Raw genomic sequence first — 21235 nt, 5'->3', positions numbered from 1 at the left:
CCAGTTTGATATGGCGGCTCGCTCATATATCAACGCGTATCAGAGCATGTCAGATCGCATTGTCACGCACGATCTGGCGATAACGCAGGCCCGAATCCTTCCAGATGCGCTCCTGCGTGCCATAGTCGACGCGGACGATGCCGAAGCGCTTCGTATACCCGAGGGCCCACTCGAAGTTGTCGAGCAGCGACCACGCGTAATATCCGGTCACCTTCGCACCGGCTTCGATGGCATCGGCGACGGCGCGCACATGCGCGTCGAGGTAGGCCACGCGCTTGGGATCGTGCACGATGCGCCCTGGAACGACGGCGACCATGCCTTCCTCCGGCCCCGCGACGCCGGTGACGGACTCGTCCTCGGTCACCTCGTCCTCCCATGCCGAGCCATTCTCGGTGACCATCAATTCCAGCCCCGGATAGCGGCGCGACAGCTCGACCAGCAAATCGGTCAGCCCGGCTGGCTCCTGGTTCCAGCCCATCGCGGTCAGCTCGCCGGTCGGCGGCAGCGTCTCGACCTCCTCTTGCGCGGGAATCGGGTCGTTGTGAACATCGAGACCGGCCGGAGTCATCGCCGCGGGCACTTGCGCCGCAACGCCGTCGCCCTCCCCCGCGCTCGCCCCACGCCGGCGCACGGTGTTGGTCGAGTAATAGTTCACGCCAAGCACGTCGATCGGCTGGTGCGCCGTCGCCTCATCGCCGTCGCGCACGAAGGCCCAGTCGGTCACGTCGGCCGTCGCCTCGAACAACTCGGGATCGTAGCGTCCCTCGAGCATGGGGCCGAGGAAAACCTCGTTGTTGAGCAAATCGGCGCGATGCTTGGCCGCCCCATCCTCCGGAGACGTCGATGCGGCGCGCGTCACCGACAGGTTCAACGTCACCGAGCAGCGGGCCGCGTCCCCGAGCTCGGCGCGCACGGCCTGGACGCCCAAGCCATGCGCCAGATTGAGATGATGCACGGCGGCGAGCGCGGCCGCATGGTCCTTGATGCCGGGCGCATGGTCACCGCAGCCATAGCCGAGATACGCGGCGCACCACGGCTCGTTGAGCGTGGTCCAGGTGTCGACGCGATCGCCGAAGGCATGCGCAAGCACGCCCGCATACTCGCCGAAGCGCAGCGCCGTGTCCCGAGCCGGCCACCCGCCGGCGTCCTCCAGATATTGCGGCAGATCCCAGTGATACAGCGTCACCACCGGTTTGATGCCATTGTCGCGCAGCATATCGAGCACGCGCAGGTAATGGTCGACCCCCGCTTGATTGACCGGCCCTCCGGCCTCGGGGATGATGCGGGACCACGACACCGACATGCGGTAGGCGCCGATGCCGAGGTCCTTCATCAGCGCGATGTCATTGGGATAGCGGTGATATTGGTCGCAGGCGAACTCGCCCGACGAATGGTCGAAGATGCGCCCGGGTTCGGCGCAGAACACATCCCAGATCGACGGGGTGCGCCCGTCTTCGCGGATCGCGCCCTCGACCTGATACGAGGCGGTGGCGGTACCCCAGATGAAATCATTCGGGAATCGGTAGGTCATCATTGCTCCTTTGCAAATATCAAGCGGTCACAACTCGGAGATAGCTTTCCAAGAAGGGCGGAAAACCGCCATTCCATTCAGACTATCTCCGAGTTGTGACCGGTGGTTCAGTCAGCCAGCTCCGCCTTGCCGCCGTTGGAGGCGACGGCTTCGCCCATGCCGATCGCGGCGGCGAAGTCGCGTCCGTCGGAGCTCGTCACCTCAATGCCGGCCGCAGTGCGTCGCGCGGCGAAGGTTACGGACGCGCCATTCGGATCGGTGACGACGGCTTCGGCCGCATCGACCTGATTGAGGAAGACGCGCACCGTCGCGCCGTCGCCATAGGCGTAGTCCGGACGCTCGGCGCCGGGATGGGTGGCGATGATCGACCCGTCGCGCACCCACAGCGGCACGGTGTCGTAGCCGTGGGTTTCATGGCGCCACACGCCGGCCTCGGAGCGCACCGTCTCGCCGGTGAACCAGTTCGTCCACGTGCCGGCGGGCAGGAAGTACTCGACCTCGCCGGAATAGGTGAACACGGGGGCGACGAGCAGCGAGGGACCGAACATATACTGCCGGTCGAGCGGGCGGGCCGCGGGGTCGTCGGGGAACTCGAGGAACATCGAGCGCATCACCGGGGTGCCGTTCTCATGCGGTTCGAGGCCCGTCTGATAGACGTAGGGCATGAGCTCGAGCTTGAGCTTGGTGAAGGCGCGGGCCACGTCGACGGCGCTCTGCCCGGGCGCATTGACGACGCCGTTCTTCGCGTCCTCCTCGTCGAACAGCCACGGCACACGGTAGACGGTGGAGCCATGCAGACGCGAGTGGGAGCCGAGCAGACCGAAGGCAAGCCAGCGCTTGTAGACGGCCGGGTCGGGGAAGGCGCCCTCGAAGCCGCCGATATCGTGGCTCCAGAAGCCGAAGCCGGAGCTTGTCAGCGACAGGCCGGCGCGCAGCGTCTGCGCCATGCCGTTGAACGTGGATTCGCAGTCGCCGCCCCAGTGCACGGGCTGCATCTGGCCACCCACCGTGGCCGAGCGGGCGTAGAGGCAGGCCTCGCCCTTGCCTCGAACCTCTTCGATCGCCTCGAACACGGCCTGGTTGTAAAGCTGCGTGTACCAATTGTGCATCGAGAGCTTGGGCGAGCCGTCGAACCACACCACGTCGCGCGGAATGCGTTCGCCGAAATCGGTTTTGATGGCGTCGACGCCTTGGGCGAGCAGACCTTTGACCTTGTTCTTGAACCATTCGCGGGCGTCGGGGTTGGTGAAGTCGACCAAGCCCATGCCGGCCTGCCAGAAGTCGGTCTGCCACACCTCGCCGTTGGCCTTCTTGACGAGGTATCCGCGCTCCTTGCCCTCCTTGAACATGGAGCCGCGCTGGCCGATGTAGGGGTTGATCCAGGCGCAGATATGCAGGCCCTTGTCCTCGTGCAGGCGCTTGAGCGTGGATTCGATGTCGCCGAAGAACCGGGAATCCCATTCGAAGTCGGTCCAGTTGAAGCCGCGCATCCAATAGCAGTCGTAATGGAAAGCGCTCAGCGGGATGTCGCGCTCGGCCATGCCGTCGATGAACGAGTTGATCGTTGCCTCGTCGTATTCGGTGGTGAAGGAGGTCGTCAGCCACAGGCCGTAGCTCCAGGCGGGCACGTTGGCCGGGCGACCGGTCAGCGCCGTGTAGCGATTCAGGATCTCCTTGGGGGTGGGGCCGTAGATCACGCAGAAATCGATGGCCTCGCCGGGCACGGAGAACTGCACGGCCTCCGTGTTTTCCGAACCGATTTCGAAGGAGACATGGCCGCGGTTGTTGACGAGCACGCCGTAGCCGTTGGAGGTCATGTAGAACGGAACGTCCTTATATCCCTGCTCGGAGGAGGTGCCGCCGTCCTCGTTCCAGATGTCGACGCTCTGGCCGTTCTTCACATAGGTGCCGAAACGCTCGCCCAGGCCGAAGACCTGCTCGCCGACGGACAGGCCCAGCTGGATGCCGGTGAATGTCTCGGATTCGTCGCGCGCGGAGCCGTCCATGCTCACGCCGAATTCGCCGACGGGTTGGGCGGACACGGCAGCGCCCGGGTTCAGCTTGAAGCGGCCCAGCGACTTGCCGGTCGAGGAGGTCAGCGGCTTGCCGTCGGCGCCGAGGAATTCGAGCTTCCACGGGGCGCCCTTGGTCACGCGGGCGGTCAGGCCGCCGCTGGTCAGCTCCACGGTGGCGCCGTCCTCGCCGATCTCGCCGTCGCCCTCGCCCACGGCCTTCGCGCTCACATAGGGACGTTCGCCGGGCGCGGCCGCATCCTCGTTGAGTGGGAAGCCGGGATAGTCGGTGGCGCCCAGCCAGTGCGCGGCGCGCACACGGAGCACGCCTTCGGCCGGCGCGGTGACGCTGACCTCGAAGGTGGGCAGGTTGAGCACATCGGCGCGGCCGCGGACCGGCGAAGTGGGGGCCAGCACGTCGAGGCTTTCGCCGTCGGCGCCGACGCCGATTTCGAAGGCTTGGCGGGCGTACAGTGCCTCGACACCGTCGCGAATCAGCCAGTAACCGTTGGTGAACTTCATATGACACTCCTTTGCGGGATTCGTTCGTGGGATTCGCCGCCGGAATCCGGCCCGGAACGGCTCGCCGCCGCTCCGGGCCGGTCTTCCGGCCATCGCTGGGGTTTCGCCGCCATATTATCCGCGCGGCGGACGGATTGGCCCCATCCATGGGGCCGTCTGCCTTACTTCACCGCGCCGGTGGTGATGCCGCGCGACAGCGTGCGCTGGAAGATCAGGTAGAAGATCAACGTGGGCACCAGGCTGATCAGCGAGGCGGCCGCGGTGGTCGTCACGTCCATGAGACGGTCGCCGGTCAGCGAGCTGACCGCGATCGGCACCGTCTGGGTGGCGTTGTCGACGAGGAAGGCCATCGGAATCATGTATTCGTTCCACGTCCAGATGAAGAAGAACACGAGCATAACCGACAGCGTGGGCTTCGAAATCGGGAAGACGATGTCCTTGAAGATCGTCCAACGGGAGGCGCCGTCGATCGTCGCGGCCTCGAGGATGGCCTTCGGGAAGGTGCCGTACACGCTGGAGAGCAGGTAGGTGCCGAAGGCGGACTGGATGACCGTGAAGATGATGACGATGGACCACTGGGAGTTGTAGAGGCCGATCTCCTTGAACATGATGTAGAGCGGGTAGAGCAGCGCCTCCTGCGGCATCATGTTGGCGAGCATGATGAGCAGCACGATCCAGCGGCGGCCCTTGACGCGGCCGATGCCCAGCGCGAAGGCGTTGAACATCGACAGGATCACGGCGAGCACTGCCACCAGACCGGAGGTCCACACGCTGTTCCAGACCTTCTCGGGGAAGTTGGAGCGGTCCCAGAACTTCATGAGGCCGTCGAGGCTGAACTCGCTGGGCATGCTCAGCGGGCCCGTGGCGTTGTAGTCGGCGGTGGTCTTGAAGGCGTTGAGCAGCAGCACGATGAACGGGAAGAGCATCACCAGGCCGCCGACGATCAGCAGCGCCAGCACCAGCCAGTCGCCGCCGGAGCGGTTCTTGCGCGCCTTGGGGATGCGCACCTTCGCGGGTTTGATTGCGGTGGTCATGGCTTACTCCTCGTCTTCCTTCTCGACCTTCTGCTGCAGGTTGGTGAACACGATCGAGACGATGATGATCACCACGGTCAGGGCGGTGGCGATGGCGGCGCCGTATCCGACCTGCTGCGACTGGAAGAACTGGGTGTACGAATAGTAGGACGGCACGATGGTGGAGGTGCCGGGGCCGCCCTTGGTGAGCATGTAGACCGGGCCGAACACCTTGAGCGCCGCGATGGTGCAGGTCAGGGCCACGACGAAGATCTCGGGCTTGATGGCCGGCAGGGTGATGGCGAGGAAACGCTGCCACCAGTTCGCGCCGTCGAGGTCGGCGGCCTCGTAGAGCTCGGGATCGACGCGCTGCAGGCCGGACATGAAGATGACCAGCGGATAGCCGAGCTGGATCCAGATCATGATGAGCATGAGGAAGATCAGCGAGGTGTCGGGTTTGCCGAGCCAGTCGTGTTGCAGCCCGCCCAAGCCGATGGCTTCGAGCACGGCGTTGAGCGCGCCGTTCTCGGGGCGGAAGATCCAGCCCATGACCAGCGAGGCGACGGCGATCGGCAGCAGCTGCGGGAAGTAGTAGATCGCGCGCATCGTGGAGGCCGTCTTCGCGCCGAATTTCTTCTGGACCACGTCGAAGATCAGCGAGGCGAGCACGAGGCCGATGAGGATCGGGATGACCACCATGGCCACGATCATCCAGATGGAGTTGCGGAAGGAGACCCAGAAGGTCGTGTCCTTCATCAGGCGGGCCCAGTTGTCGAGACCGGCCCAGGTCGGCGGCTTGATGCCGCGATAGTTGGTGAAGCTCAGGTAGAGGTTCCAGATGGCCGGGATGATGATGATCCACAGCAGCATGAGGAAACCGGGGATCAGATACAGCCAGAATCTATTCGAGGGACTGCCCGGGATGCGGGACATACCCTTCTCTCGCGGCGCCCCTGCTGCCGCCTTGGTGCGTTTGTGCGCGTTCATATTCGAAAGTCACTTCCCTACGTCGTTGTATCGGGGTGAGGGACCGGCCGGCCGCGCGGCTGATATTGCGTCACGCGGCCGGCCGATCGTCACGGCATCGTCACTGCTTGACGCCGGCGGCTTCGACGCCCTTGTTGTAGTTCTCCTCCATCTGGCCCAGAACCGTCTTCGTGTCGGCGGTGCCGTTGACCAGCTCCTGGAGGGAGGCGTTGAGCTCGTCATAGAAGGTGGAGGTCGGCCAATCCGGGTAGAAGCCCAGGCCGTCGGATTCGAGCACGCCGTTGAAGGAGGTGATGAGCTCCTTGGTCTTCTCGTCGGTGATCTTGTCCGGGTCGGCGGCGATCGGCAGGCCGCCGGCGTTGCCCATGAGGTTCTGCACCTCGTCGCTCAGCGTGAAGTCGATGAACTTGGCGGCGGCGTCCTTCTTCTTGGAGTTCTCGGGGACCACCCAGATGTTGCCGGAGGAGCCCACGACCTTCTCGGTCTCGGGGAACAGGGAGAAGGTCCAGTTGGTGTCGGGGATGTCGGACTGGAAGCGACCGAACCACCAGGTGCCGGAGAAGAACATCGGATAGGTGCCCTTCATGAAGTTCTGGCCGGCGTCCTCGGCCTTGAGGCCGGTGGAATTCTTGGAGATGAAGCCCTTGGCGACCCAGTCCTTGATGGTGTCGGTGGCGTAGGTGAAGGCTTCGTCGGACCAATCCACGTCGCCGTCATACATCTCATAGGCGCGCAGAAGCTTGTCGTCGGCCTTCTGGAGCACAAGCTGCCACCACAGGTGCTGCAGCGGATATTCGGCCACGCCTTCGGAAAGCGGGGTGACGCCGTTGTCGACGAACTTCTGCATGGCGTCCTCGAGCTCGTCCATGGTGGTCGGAATCTCGATGCCGTACTTGTCGAACATGTCCTGGTTGTAGTACATCACGATGTCCTCGCCGTAGTTCGTGATGCCGTACCAGTTGCCGGAGCCCATGACGCCCTTCTCGTCGTACTTGCCGGTGTCGGCGAGCGCGCCCGAGATCTTCTCGTCCCACTTGTATTCGGAGACGTAGTCGTCGAGGTTGCTCAGCAGGCCCTGGCTGGCGAGCAGGCCGGCGGTGGCGTTGCCCTTGTTGTATTCCATGACGTCGGGGGCGTCGTCGGAATTGAGCACCTGCGAGGCGGTCTGGCGGATCTGCTCGAAGGACTTCTTCTCGAACTCGACCTTGATGCCGGTCTCCTGCTCGAAAAGCTCCATGGCCTTGGCCCAGGCCTTGCCCTGCGCGCCGTTGTCCTCTTCGTAGTGCCAGATCTTGATGGAGGTCGGATTCTCTTCCTGCGCGGTCTCTCCTCCGCCGCAACCGGCCATGCCGACCATCGCGGCCAGGGCGATGCCAGCGGCGAGCCACTTCTTCGTAGTCTTCATCGTGTCTCCTTCGTTACTGATCGACCGGTTTCGATTGATTGTCGAAACCGCCGTACTGGAAGAGTAAATGATTTGACTATCTAATTTCAACTTATTTCGATAAATTTCGATTATTATTTTCGATTTATTTTGCCGATTTTCCAGCGCATTATCCAACGCGACAGGGGGGGGGGGGCAGCTTATTTCGACATATTTCGATTACTGGAGCGATGTTTTCCGCGCGCCGACCGTGCCCCACGCCCGGTATTCCACCGGCATCAGCTCCACATGGCCCGCGTCGCTTCGACGCCCTTCCAGCACCTCCACCATGAGATCGACCGCCCGCGCACAGGTCTCATTGGGCTGCATCGGCATCTCATCGACCGGATTCGTCATCTGCGCCACGCCGTAGGTGCACGCAGCCATCACCGACACATCCGCTGGCACCGACAGCCCCCGGCGGCGCAGCGCGGCCATCATATTCTGCACATGCGCCGTATTCGTCTGGCACACGATGGCGGTCAGATCGGGATGTTCGCCAAAGGCCTCGTCCAACAGCAGCTCCACATCGGCCGCGGCATAGCCGGTGGATGGCTTGAAGAGCACCTCCATCCCCAGATCGGCGCCGCGTTTGGCCGCGGCATCGCGGAACCGCACGAGGAAGTTCGAACCATCCTCATAAGCGAAGCTTTTCGACCCCACAATCAGCACCATGCGGTGCCCAAGGGCATGCAGCCGCTCGACGGCCTCGCGCCCCATGCGCTCGAAATCGAGATCCACCGAATAGATCGCCTCGGAATTACTCGGATATCCCACCGCGACCACCGGCACGTCAAGCGTTTTGGCCACTTCGGCGCGGGCATCCACCATAAGCACGTCGAGCAGCAGGATGCCGTCGACCATGCCGTTGTCCACGACGCGGGTCAGCTCGGCATCGCCGTATTCATGCATCAGCAGAAGAATGTCATAGCCGTGGCGCTTGGCTCGCGTGGCCAACGACAGGAAGAAGATGGAGTAGTTCGAATAGTCGGTGTAATCATGGACGGGCGAGCTCAGGGCCAGCACCTTTGTGCGGCCGGACGGCATCAGGCGCAGATCGCGGGCCTTGGCATAGCCGACCTCACGCGCGGCCTGCAGCACCTTGCGTTTGGTGTCCTCGCCGATCGAGCGTTTGCCGCTCATCACATACGACACCGTGCTGATCGACACACCGGCTTTCGCCGCCACATCCTTGATCCCAGCCACAGGCACCTCCCGTCGCAGGCCATTTTACCCAGACGGGCGCAACGAGGGGATGGCCTGGAAAGTACGACGGAAGCCGCCGGTCTTTCCGCACCATCCCCTCGCCATCACCGGCCTATTCGGCGCAGACGATGACCTTGGCCTCGTAGGGCTTCAGCTCGACGCCGGACGGCAGCGGCACGCCCTCGATGCTGATGAGCTCGGCCGACTGCGCCTCGCCCGAGAAGTTGAACAGGCCGAGGATCGTGCGGGTGCCGGCCTTGCGCACTATGGCGAGCACCGCGTCGTTGGCGGTGTCCCATGTGGTCACCCACGCGCCGGGCGCGAAGCAGGGGTCGTCGCGCATATCGCGCAGCGACTCCATGCCCTCCCACAGCTGGTTCTGCAGCGTGCCCGGCGTGACGCGCTCGGCCGCCTTGTCCCAGTCGAAATGGCTGCGATGCAGATTGCGGCTGTCCTCGCGGCGGTCGGGATCCTCCTTGTAATCCCAACCGTTGAGCTGGCCGATCTCGTCGCCGCAGTTGAGCATCGGGAAACCGCGGAGGAACGACATCGCGCGGTGCATGAGCAGATCGCGTTCCACGGCGGTCTCCAAGGCCGGCTTGTCATGCGTGATGATCGCGCGCTCCACGCCGCACAGGGAGGCGGCGGTGCCGCAGCTGCGCGCGTCCTTGCTGGCCTCGTCGTAGTTGTAGAGCTCTCCCATCGCCCAGCTGCCGGGCACGGCGCCCTCGTAGAAATGATAGAGGAATTCCTTGTGCTTGAGCGGGTTGATGGCCAGGCGCACCTCCTCGTCCTCGTCGAGGCCCCAGCCGATGTCGTCGTGGCAGCGGATGTAGTTGACGAACCAGCAGTTCTCGGGCAGCGCGTTGAGCTTGTCGAGCTGGTCCTTGAGCAGACGCACGTCGCCGCTGGCGAGCGCGCTCCACAGGTTGACCATGATGGAGACGTTGTAGAGCATATGGCATTCGGGGTGCTCCGGGGTGCCGAAATAGGCGGCGAGCTCCTTGGGGGCCATGACAACCTCGCCCTTCAACACCACGGCCGGGCAGACGACCTCGAGCATCATGCGCATCATGCGGACGATGGTGTGCACCTGCGGCAGGTTGCGGCAGTTGGTGCCGAGCCGCTTCCAGATGTAGGGCACCGCGTCGAGGCGCAGCACCTCCACGCCAAGGTTCGCCAGGTTCATGACGCTGATCATCATGGCGACGAACACCTTGGGATTGCGGTAGTTGAGGTCCCACTGGAACGGGTAGAACTGGGTCATCACCCACTTGCCCATCTGTTCGTTCCACGAGAAGTTGCCGGGGGCGGTGTTCGGGAAGACCTGCGGCACGATGGCGTCGTATTGGTCGGGCACGGTGCGGTCGTCGTAGCAGAAGTAATAATCCTGATACACCGGGTCGCCGGCCTGCGCGGCGCGGGCCCAACGGTGCGACGAGGCGGTGTGGTTCATCACGAAGTCGAGGCACAGGCTGATGCCGGCTTCGCGCAGCTTGGCGGTCAGATCGGCGAGGTCTTGGTTGGTGCCGAACATCGGGTCGACCTTGTCGAAGTCCTCGACCGCATAGCCGCCGTCGTTATCAGGGTGCGGCATGGTGAGCAGCGGCATCAAGTGCAGATAGGTGAGCTTCTGCTCCTTGAAGTAGTCGATCTTGCCGGCGAGTTTCTTGAGGTCGCCCGCGAACAGGTCGGTGTACATGGTCATGCCGAACATATTCCCGCGCTTGTACCAGTCGGGATCGGCCTCGCGGCGAGCATCGAGCTCCTTGAGGTCGGCGGGGCGGGCCGCATAGGCCGCGGCCATGGCGCCCTCGAACTGCTTGAACTCGGGCGAGTCGCCGTAGAGCATGGTGAACAGGGATTTGAGCTCGTCGTGATGGCGGGCGAGGCGGGCGGCGAACACGTCGTCTGACTGCGGCGGGGCGGGCGGGTTGACCGGTGACTTCCGGGAGTTGGCTGATTGGCTGGACTGGGGATTGACCTCGGTCATATGGTTCTCCTTTGAGGAAACATCTTCGTCTCATTGATTCGTCGCCAGCTTAGCATCGAACCGCTTCGATATCAAACCGGTTCGACCTCAGCGCGTGTTTCAGCTCGAGACTATCTGCGGACACTGCACGGCCAGGCTCCAATGCCTTGGGAAAAAGAAAAACCTCGGGGGAGGAATCCCGAGGATTAAGTGGAGCCGACGGCAATCGCAAACAGCGTTATAACCCAGCCATTTCTTCGCTGTTTAAAGATGCGCACCTATTTGCGTACTCATCTCACGCACGGTAAACGTCGCTCCGATCTATGCAGCCTGGCGTTCCAGCTCTCTGTGACACACCTCGCGCATGAGGTCGGCGAAGGATATGCCGCGGCGCTGGGCGACCACGCGCAGCTTATCCGCTTCGTCCCCAGGCATGCGGAACGTGACGGGGACCAAGGGCTCCTCGCACAACTTCGGACGACCGAGCGGCTTCTTGATGACGAGCTTTCCCGCCTCGCCATGGTAGATGCCGTTGTTGGCGTCCTCATCCCACCGGTCGATCATTTCGTCGGTGACTTCGACGCCACCCTTTGCTCTGTAGTTCGCCATGATGGCTACCTCCTTCCAATCCGACGGCCATCATCTGGTCCGGCTCGTAGCTGCCTTGCCGGGGAAGCATACGTGCGGCGTCCGACCATGTGGCGACGATTTCTTCCTCATCGAGCCACGGGCGCTTCTCCAGCACCCTTGGATGGACCAAAACAGCCAATCTACGCTCCCGACACTTTCGTATACGAAATTATGGTAATACGGCCCTAGGCTTAATTTCAGCAGTTCCGAGAAAAGAAAAGGCCTCCGGGGGTGGAATCCCGGAGGCCCGAGTGGAGCTGATGGTAATCGAAACCACGACCTCTTCGATGCGAACGAAGCGCTCTACCAACTGAGCTACAGCCCCGTGGATGTTGTCATGCTCCGCAAGACAACTCTCGATACTTTAATACGACCCGTGGCCAAATGCAACCGGCGCGTCGCGGACTGCGGACCATATCGCAAACCGCCTCCCCTATAAGCGAGCCGCCATGTGCGGAAACATTGCGCTGGTAAATGGCCGTTTTTGCCGAGAGCATGGCAGCTCGCTTATCGCAAAGGGCGGCACTCAGGCCTGCTGCTCCTTTTTCTTGCCAAACTTCGCCTTAAGCAATCCGATGATCGTCGGCAGCAGCGATATCACGAGGATGAGGATGATCACCAACTCGAAGTTGTCCTGCACAACGGGGATGCCACCGAAGAAATAGCCCAGGAACGTGAACAGCGAGGACCAGGTCAGACCGCCGAGCACCGAGAACGGCGTGAACCTGGACCAGCGCATGCCGGAGATGCCGGAGATGAACGGCATGAACGTGCGGATGAACGGGAAGAATCGCCCGAGGAACACCGCCAGCGGCCCCCACTTCTCGATCATCTTCTCGGTTTTCTCGATGCGTTCGGGGGTCATGGCCTTGACTTTGCCCGACTGGATGATGCGACGCCCGAAAAAATGCCCGATGAAGTAGTTGCACTGGTCGCCGACAATCGGCGCGATCCACACAACCGGCAGCAGCGCGGCCAGCGGCAACGCTCCCGGCTCTCCCGTGGCCGCGTCGGGCGCGGCGAAGAAGCCGGCGGCGAACAACAGCGAGTCACCGGGGAGGAACGGGAAGAACACCACGCCCGTCTCGATGAAGATGATGAGGAAGATGAAGCCGCAGGTCGGTGCCACGCCCATCGCGATCCAGCTGGCGATGGCGGCGCGCGGATCCTTGAGCAGCTCCACGATGAAATTAACGAAACCCATGAAAAGTCCTGTCATGTACGGACGGCGAATAACCGCCCCTCAGCCTATCAGCGGTCGGCGAGACGGATCAGGCGGCGAGGCGACGCTGCACAAAACCGTCAAGCATGGCCGCGTCGATGCCCTCGTAGGAGCCAATCGAAGCAAACTGTCCCAGCCCGGAGGTGTCGTTACGGATCCACCCGGTCTGCGCAATGGTCGTGGCACCGGAAGCGACGCCCGCGCGGATGCCGGAGGCCGAGTCCTCCATCACAACACAGCTGGGCATGTCCTCGGGAGCGATGCCGAGCTTCGCGGCGGCTGCTAGGTACGGCGCCGGATCCGGCTTGTGCGTCACAGGATCGTCGCCGCAGACGTAATCGACGAGCAAGCCGTCGGCCTGCGCAAGGATGTTCTCGGCCATGCGCCGGGGCGAAGTAGTGACCAGCAGCGAGGAAATACCGGCGTCAGCCAGCGAACGCAGCACATCAAGCGCACCATCAATCCACGGCAAGCGCGTCACCTCGGCGTTATAAACGTAGTCTTTGAGCTGCACGTCGATCTCCTCGACGCTCAACCGCGTGCCTTTCGCGATCATGCGACGAGCCACATCAGGAACCGGCGTGCCAGAGCCTTCCCAGCCGTCGTCGATGGTCCATTCGCCGCCGTTGGCATGGGCGATTTCGATCTCGCCCTCATGCCACAGAGGCTCCGAGTCGATAAGAGTGCCGTCCAAATCCCAGAACACGGCCTTCAGCAGCATGATTCCTCCGTAATGTCGGTCCGTTGGATACCTCCATCTCACCAAATCAACACGACAGGATTACGGAGCACAGGCGGGCGGAAATGGAGCCATCGCACGCATGGTTCTTCGGACGAACGCGGGCGTGCGCGGCGCATATAAGCGGCGGGGCCGCCGCGGCACGATGCGTGTCACGGCGGCCCCGCCGCCCGTCCCTAGAAGGCTTCCGTCACTTGGTCAGGTGATGGCCGCGCGCGGTGCCGAGGCTGTTGCGGCGGCGCACGCCCACGAGGGTCACGCCGGCGAGCAGCAGTCCGGTGGCGAGCGCGACAAGTCCGGACACGGCCACGCCGGTGTCGGCGGTCTTGCCGGGGGTCGTGTCAGAGGTGCCGCCATCGCCCGGCGTCTTGTTCTCGTTGTTCTCACCGGGCTTGTCCGACGTGAACGTGTTGGTGAACACGGGCGCGGAGCCGCCGTCATACGCGACCTCGGCGATCAGCTGGCCCTTGAGATCGTCGGTGACGGTGATGGTCACCTTGTGCGAGGACTTGTCGTAGGTGATGCCGGTGGCGTTGCCCGCGACCTCCACGAGAGTGTATTCGTAGGTGCCCGGCTTGTCGAACGTCAGGTCGGCGAACACGATGCGGCCGTCCGCGCCGTTCTTCGCGGTGGCGACGACGTTGCCGTCGGCGTCACGCAGCTGGAACTCGAACTCGCCCGCCTTGAGATCGCGGCCGGTGAGCTTCTTGGTCGCGTCCACCTCGATATCCTCGGCGGGCTTGGCCTCGTAGGCGTTGCGGAACACGATATCGTCCGCGGTCTGGCCGTTCGCCGTGATGGCGGTATTGGCGACAAGCTTGCCGTTGACTTCGGTCACGGTGACCGTGATCGTGTAGATCGTGTCGTCATACGTCACGCCATCGATCACCTTGCCGCCGTTGACCTCGCGCACCGTGTAGGTGTAGGTGCCGGCCTCGTCATACGTGATGCCGTCGAAGCGGAAGTTGCCGTTCGCATCGTTGGTCGTCGTGTCGATGACCTTGCCGCTCGCGTCCACCAGCTCGAAGGTGAACTCGCCCGCCTTCAGGTCGCGGCCGGTGAGGACCTTGAGGCCAGGGTCCATCTTCCACGTCACCGGGGTTGGGTCAGTGGGTTGGGGCGGAGTCGGAGGCGTCGGTTTGTTGTAGGTGTTAGTGAAGATCGGGGAGCCGACCTCATTCTGCACCGTCGCCGTCAATGCGCTACCATTCGCTTGAACCTTCACCTCGTACGTGTACTCATGCGTATCGTAGGTCATATATTCCGCAGCCGGATCAGGAACGATCTCCTTAACCGTCACCTTATAGGTGCCAACCTTGGTGAAGGTAATGTCGCCGAAGGTAACCGAACCATCAGCAGCGTTTTCAGCAGTAGTGTCCGTTGGCAGCGTAAAGCCACCATCCGGGGAACCTTCCGCCGCTTCGACACTCATAGCAAACGAGAACTCGCCCGCCTGGAGGCCCTCGACACGGTTGCCTTCAAGCACCTTTTTCACGTCAACCGGCGTGTTGGTCGCGCTTCCCGGCGTGAAGGTATTGGTAAACGCAGCAGTTGCCGAGACACCTTCAGGAATGGTGCCAGTACTGTCTGTCGAGCTTTGGCTGTATCCAGCCACAGCGGTCTCGGTAACGGTGTAATTCGTACCTGCGGGCAGTCCTGTGATACTCACAGAGCCACCATTAGCGAGTACAATCTTCCCGCCATTACCAATGGTCCCGGAATACGATGTCGAACCATCACTGGTTCCGCTGAACGAGTAAGTGCCCGTGAGCGCTTGGTTCGCGGAATCCGCCAGGGTCACGATGAACTCGAACTTCTGATTCGAGTCAACCGGCTCGCCAGAAGTACCAGCCACAACGGTCTTGGTGATCGTCAGATTGCCCGAAGCCGGTGTGTACTTATTGACGAACGGAATCGTCGCGACTTGAGCGTCACCAATGTCGTTGCTAGAGACCGTGGTTTTCTTAACTTCGACCGGGTTGGCATTCTCGCCGGCACCCGGCTTAGTCACGATAGTCGTGGCAGTTAGTGTGCCGTCGCCGTTGTCTTTAACCGCAATAGTCACCGTGTAGACGGTGTCATCGTAGGTGTACTTATTCGACACAGTTGAGGGGATGACCTCTTTGACCTCGTAGGTGTAGGTCTTGTCAGCGTCACTCTGAGTGAAAGTCAGACCGCTCTCCGGCAGCAGGTCGATCAGAGCAGAGCTTCCCAAAGCAACGGAAGAGCTGACGTAGGTCTTACCATTCCGCACCGCGTCTCCGGTGATACCTAGCTTGTCACCGGCTTCTTCCGCGGTGCTCAGTGTCGTTTCCTCGCCACCTTGATCGATACTCTTGCTGTCCTTCGGCGTCACCAAGAACTTAAACTCACTGGACACGTCACTGGTTCCCGACGTCGATTCAAACGACTTCGAGATCTTCAGCCCGCCCTTAGCCTGGTAATCAAGCGTTGCACCGTATTCATTCACGAACGGCACAGTCGGCGTTCCGGAATCAGGCTTGGAGCTGTCATAAGTCTCGACGAGGTTCTTGTTCTCATCAAGACTATCAATCGTCTCGTCGGTCAAGCTGCCAGTCGCATCCGGCCCCTTGACCACAGTGGTCACCGTGTAGATGGAACCGCCGTTAGCCTTCACTGCGATGTACACGTAGGCGTCACCAGGATATGCGGTGTCGTACTTATATCCTTGAGCTTCCGAGGGTTTCGTCTCAGAAACCTTGTAGACATAGGTATTGCCGATGTCCGTCTGATCGAAGTTCATCGCGAGCTTGCCACTCATCGCAGCTACATTGTTCTCATTGCCCGCGCCATTGGTGAACGAAGCGCTGTCGTTCGGAACATTCGGCGCATTCGGCGAGACTTTCTCAATTGTGAACGTGTAGTCACGACTGCTGAGCTTCTTGCCCGCCATCTTCTTGGTGACCGTGATGCCGGCATATGCTCCAGACGCCGTGTACGTATTAGTGAACGCAGCAGCGTTTTCCTCATCCTTATCGGCTTGAGTGGAGCCACCAGCATTGTCGTATTTCACGGTCGCAGCGAGCTCACCCGTATGGTTCTTGCTTTCATTGAGATCACTCACCGTATAGGTGACTGTCACGGAATGAGTGTCATACGCTATGCCATTGGAGGCGCCCGTCGGCTGGTTTTCCTTGACAGTGTACGTATAGGTACCCACCTTGGTGAACGTGAGCTTGCCATACGTGATGGTCGCGGAAGACTCGCCACTGGTGACGTCCGAACTTGAAACCGAGTTCTTGACCGAAGTGCCGAAACTGGCACCATCAGCCGGGTTATTCCTTCCCCGAGTCACTGTGAACTCGAACTGATCGTCCGTCGTCCAATCTCGATTGGACAGCGTCTTCTTGATCTTCAAGTCAGCAGTAGCCGGAGTAACCGCGAAGGTGTTGGTGAACACAGGCCTATCATTCACGGGAGTGGCGCTGGCCCCATCCTTGGTCCAAGAAGTTTCGACCTTCACAGAGCCATCGCCATTCGCGGAGACCTTATACGTCACCTTCCAAACCGCGGGGTCATAGGTCATGCCGTTCAGCGTGTACTCGTTGTCCGCATTGGCACCGCTGGGAATGACCTCACGCAGCTCATACGCATAGGTATGACCGACATGCTCGTCATTGCTGAAGGTGAAGCTGCCGAAAGCGGCCGTACCGTCAGTATCAGCACCGACAATGGCCACACCATCTTTATTGAGCGTGAGCATGCCGGGAAGAGGCATATTCTCAACCGCATCCGCAGAGCTATCGTTATCAACGCTTACAGGCTTGAGTGAGAACTGGAACTTATCTTTTTCGTTCTCGTTGGTGCCCGACGCGTTGTTGTATACCTTCGTCACATTGAGAGGTTCCGATGCGGTCTTCTCGGTGAATGTGTTCGTGATAGTGGCGGTCAGAGTACCCGTGGTCGTGGGGGTGTCCAGCACGGAACCGTTCTCACCAATAAACACAACGCTGCCGGTATTCACAGGCGTGAACGAACCACCAGTAGTATCACCAGCCGTCTGCCGCATGACAACGCTCTTCACTGCCAGCTGGCTCTTACCAAGGTCCACAACTGTGACTGTGACTTTATAATGCGCGTCGGAATAAGCCATACCAGGAACGCGGTCGCCCGTATCCGGTGTGCGCTCGAAGATGTTGTACACGTAGGTGCCAGGCTTGGAATATTCCAAACCGGAGAACGTCACCTTGTGGTCGTTGGTGCCGGACGTAATGGTCGTCGTGTACTCATGCTTTGAGAAGTCGTACCCATTGCCAGCAGGCAACGGCACTTCGTCCTTAGCGTCCTCCGAATTGTTGTAGCTCACAGCCTGAAGCACCATTGTGAAGCTATCCGCATCCGTCCAAGTGCCACCAGTGCGCCCAGTCAGTTCCTTCTTCACCGAGAAGTTCGCAGCGGAAGGAAGCGTCACGGATGAAGCCTCATAGGTATTCACGAACTCAAGCTGGTTGGCCGAGGCCACCGCCTCCTGACCCGTCTGATCGGCAATGATAGTGCCAGAGATGGTGTCATTCGCAACGTCAGCCGCTTCGTACTTCTGACCGCCAACCTTACGCTCAGTAAGCTTGAACCCGGCAGGCATCACCGAGGTTTCGCCAGCAAGCAATCCAAAGAGATTGGACAGACGCGGAGTTTCGGCCTGCGTGCTCACTTCCTGAACAGAATATGCGGCACCATTCTTAAGACCGTAGACGCGGATGGTCTGGCCATCCTTGATCTTGACCTCACTGCCATTCGCAATCGGCCACTCGGTCTCGCCATTAAGCGTCACAAGCTGTTCGCTACCGCTCTCGCCTTTTTCATAGATGCGATAGGAATACTTGCCGTCCGCAGGCAGCGTGAACTTGAAAGTGAACTCGGCATCCGGGTCAGGGATCAATCCCTCCGCATGCTTGACCGTCTTGGTCACCTGCAAACGTGCGGTGGGCTCATCCGTGACACGCACGCAAGTGGAGCCGGAGAACAGCGGATTGAGATTCCTGCCTCCAAGATCGGTGTAGACACCTTCAGTATCCGCTTCCGGTCGATCATCCTGCTGAATGCCCAAGCGCAGCCAACCAGTGTCCGTTTCAAGTGAGACCGGCTCTCCTGCCGTGCGCGGACCGTATTCCAGCAACGCATCATTCGCGCCGTAGCTGAGATGCAGGGTCTTGATAGCGGCGTCCGCCGCGTCTTCCCACTGCAGTCCGTTCGAAACCTCAGTGCCAGTCTGCGCCGTGCCCTTGATGTAGCTAAGCGTCGCGTTGATTTCGTTCTGCGCGGCGAACTGGGCCATCGTCTTCACCAGACGACCGACACCCACCATCGTGGACACGCCATCATCCGTCGAACCGGCGTCCGCGTACACGCCAGTATCATCCACGATGACTTTAACCAAGGTGTCGTTGATCTCGTAGCCGTCCGGTGCTTTAGTCTCCTTAAGCCAGTAGGTACCTTTATCAAGCCTCTTACCCTCGGAGGGGAACTGCGCGGCACCTTCCAGATCAGGCTGATTCTCACCGTCAAGCTTTGCCACAGTCGTGGCAGTATCAATGGGCTGAGTGTTCTTATTGAGAGTAGCCTTACCGTCATCATTAACAGTCACGCTATTCTCATCGTAGAGCCCAAACTCAGCTCCGGCGATATAGTTGCCAGCCCCATCATCCTTCTGCACATACAGATAGTTGTAGGTGTTCGGCACATACAGGCGCGAGGAGAACTGTCGCGTGAAGTTATCGCCCCAGAGACGGTGAGTATCGTTCAGCTGGGCCGAGGCTAGAGAATCAGCTTCTGTGTAATAGAAACCGACGGCATACTCAGTCTGGTCTTTCTCGTTATTTCCAAGGATGTAGTAATACTTCTGAATGTCGCCAGGAAGTTGGGCAATCTCCGTCTGATACTGTCCGCTGGTGTTGAGCTGAAGCACGTAGTTGCTTGTCTTAGCGGCGTTGAGGACATCCGCCATGTCAACGCCATTCTCGACTTTATATCCTTTCAGAGGATCGCCGGAAATGGCATGCCAAGCAGCACTGTCATTCAACCCCTTAGACATGTCTCGCTTGAGAATGACGGCAAAAATGATCCCTACTTTATCCTCATCGACCTTCTCACCGTGGGCCGTACCATCTCCGGGAAGATATAGCTCTTTCATGGACGGAGCAGTCAAGGTCTCACGCGTGGCAGTGAAAGCGCCATTTTGCCAGACAAAGCCATTGTCAGTCGTGCCACCAGCATCAGTGATGATGCCGCTCTCGCCCGCACGCGGCGTGTAAAGCAAGTGCATCGACATATCGGTGTTACTCAGACCAGTTCGGTACCCCTTGGGAACCTTAGTTTCCTTGAGCAGGTAATGCGTGGAACCATTATCTTCGGCGTAAAGATCGTCAAAGTTGATGATCGAGTTGTCGATGACACTGGTCAGATCCAGTTGACCATTCGCGTCCGTCGTGCCTTTGGCGATAGCCTCGCCTTGGGCCTTGTAAACACCATCGGCCTTGTACAGTTCGAAGGACGCCCCTTCAACCGCTTCGCCATTCTGATTAACCTTGAGAATATCGCTGGCCGGAATCGTCACGAGGTTGTACTTAAGCCTCATGTTGGAATCGACATTGCCGCGTTCAAGGTAGAAGAAGTCAAGCTTATGCTGTGTGCCGTCGGCGAAGGTGTTCGGACGATCAGCGTCCCAAGAAGAGCTGACACCGGCAGCGTCAAAGCATTCTTTCAAAGTCGCGCGCGTCACCTGATCTGTATTCTCATTAATGACGATATTGCCATTCTGGAAGTCGATCTTGAGGCTGGCAGCGCTGTGGTTACCGCCCAAATCGCCAACCAACACGCCGTCCACAAACACCCACACGTCATCGTCACCGGAGAACTCGAAAGTCATCGGCTTCTTATCGTTTGTCAGACCATTTTCTGGCTGCACGAAACGAGACGACATCGTAAGGCCAAAATAATGGTTCGTGGGATCGATGATTTGATCGTTGGCTTCGTTACGTCCACCTGCATCGATTTCTTTAGCCGTCAGCTGTCCACGACTTTCGTCAAACACCTGATCCGCCGAATAGAAGGGGAAGAACTGTCCCACTTGCCCGCGGAAATTGTTGTTCTGATAGATGGCAGGTTTGTCATACACGGAGAACGCCTTGGTCTCTGTATTGAATGACGCAAAGTTCTCAGTGCTGTTGTATTCGTAATATCCATCCTTGACTTGCAACAGACCAGTTGCGCCAAGATACGAGGCCTTACCAGCCTGCGAACTGGAATCAAACAGATATGCAAGGGATTCGTCCCGACTGATGCCAAAATTCGCATCCTCATTACGCTGCAGCTCCGGATAACCATCAACCAGCGTGTTCTTCACCATGCCGGAACGAGGCTTAATACCCAGCGCAGGATGCGATTGTCCGTCCACGAATCCCGTCCACTGATTAATAAGCGAGCTTCCGCCTGGGGTAAATTGCAGTTGATGGTCCGTATTGATCCCCGTCGTTCCATCAACAGCCGGGGGATAATTCTCAGCGCCATTCTTGAAGGCAGCGTCATTGGCATCCTGCTGCGTAATCCAGTAATCGAACATATTGATGGTCGTGCCCGCAGGCGACACAGTATCAACTGTGTGGCCATCTCCCACTGCCGCCACCGCGGCGGGCGCGGCGACGCCGGAGACGAGGGCAGCGGCCAGGATCATGGCCATGCTGACCAGTGTGGCGGCGAGTTTCGTCTGGAGGCTCTTGAGGCCCTTCTTCGCACTGCTCATTGCGTTATGCATCGGTATTCCGTCCTTCTCGGGGCATGGTTGCCCCTGCATACCGACGAATCGTAGGGACGGGAAACGCGGCTTCACCCCCGTCTCGACCCTCGAAAAGACGTGCCCAAAAGACACCGCATATGCCCGATTCAAGGGGAATGAGACACTTCCCATACCCTCATCGCACGCCCGTTACCCCCTAAAGTGGCGAGTTCATATTCACCCGCC

General features: G+C 60.3%; 11 protein-coding genes and 1 tRNA gene. All 12 read right to left on the bottom strand.

Annotated features, from left to right (window positions below; genetic code table 11):
* Positions 1-49: 49 nt before the first annotated feature.
* Positions 50-1534 (bottom strand): glycoside hydrolase family 1 protein, encoded by a 1485-nt coding sequence (locus tag AC1AUD_RS10370; protein ID WP_476574299.1) that lies wholly within the window; start codon positions 1532-1534, stop codon positions 50-52.
* A gap of 104 nt (positions 1535-1638) precedes the next feature.
* Entirely contained in the window at positions 1639-4065 is a 2427-nt protein-coding gene (gene yicI, locus AC1AUD_RS10365; protein ID WP_476574297.1) for an alpha-xylosidase, read from the bottom strand.
* Positions 4066-4226: 161 nt separating this feature from the next.
* Positions 4227-5099: a carbohydrate ABC transporter permease gene (locus tag AC1AUD_RS10360; protein ID WP_476574296.1), complete on the bottom strand. Its 873-nt coding sequence runs from the start codon at positions 5097-5099 to the stop codon at positions 4227-4229.
* Between the two features lie 3 nt (positions 5100-5102).
* On the bottom strand, positions 5103-6065 hold the full coding sequence (locus AC1AUD_RS10355) for a carbohydrate ABC transporter permease (RefSeq protein WP_476574295.1): 963 nt from the start codon (positions 6063-6065) through the stop codon (positions 5103-5105).
* A 100-nt stretch (positions 6066-6165) separates the two neighbouring features.
* Positions 6166-7470: an ABC transporter substrate-binding protein gene (locus AC1AUD_RS10350; protein WP_476574294.1), complete on the bottom strand. Its 1305-nt coding sequence runs from the start codon at positions 7468-7470 to the stop codon at positions 6166-6168.
* Between the two features lie 198 nt (positions 7471-7668).
* Complete coding sequence (locus AC1AUD_RS10345; protein WP_476574292.1) at positions 7669-8694, bottom strand: LacI family DNA-binding transcriptional regulator; 1026 nt, start codon at positions 8692-8694, stop codon at positions 7669-7671.
* 112 nt (positions 8695-8806) lie between these two features.
* A complete protein-coding gene (locus AC1AUD_RS10340; RefSeq protein WP_476574290.1) occupies positions 8807-10687 on the bottom strand; it encodes an amylosucrase in 1881 nt (626 codons plus the stop codon).
* A gap of 300 nt (positions 10688-10987) precedes the next feature.
* Entirely contained in the window at positions 10988-11275 is a 288-nt protein-coding gene (locus AC1AUD_RS10335) for a toxin-antitoxin system antitoxin subunit (RefSeq protein WP_476574288.1), read from the bottom strand.
* Positions 11276-11548: 273 nt separating this feature from the next.
* Positions 11549-11621 (bottom strand) — tRNA-Ala (locus AC1AUD_RS10330).
* A 201-nt stretch (positions 11622-11822) separates the two neighbouring features.
* Positions 11823-12500, bottom strand: coding sequence for a DedA family protein (locus AC1AUD_RS10325; protein WP_476574287.1), 678 nt, complete (start codon positions 12498-12500; stop codon positions 11823-11825).
* 67 nt (positions 12501-12567) lie between these two features.
* On the bottom strand, positions 12568-13239 hold the full coding sequence (locus tag AC1AUD_RS10320; RefSeq protein WP_476574285.1) for an HAD family hydrolase: 672 nt from the start codon (positions 13237-13239) through the stop codon (positions 12568-12570).
* 208 nt (positions 13240-13447) lie between these two features.
* On the bottom strand, positions 13448-21016 hold the full coding sequence (locus AC1AUD_RS10315) for a Spy0128 family protein (protein ID WP_476574283.1): 7569 nt from the start codon (positions 21014-21016) through the stop codon (positions 13448-13450).
* Positions 21017-21235: the final 219 nt, after the last annotated feature.

Source organism: Bifidobacterium sp. LH_730 (assembly GCF_056355835.1).
Note: the sequence above shows the minus strand (reverse complement) of the source record. Positions and strands in the feature narration are given on the sequence as shown.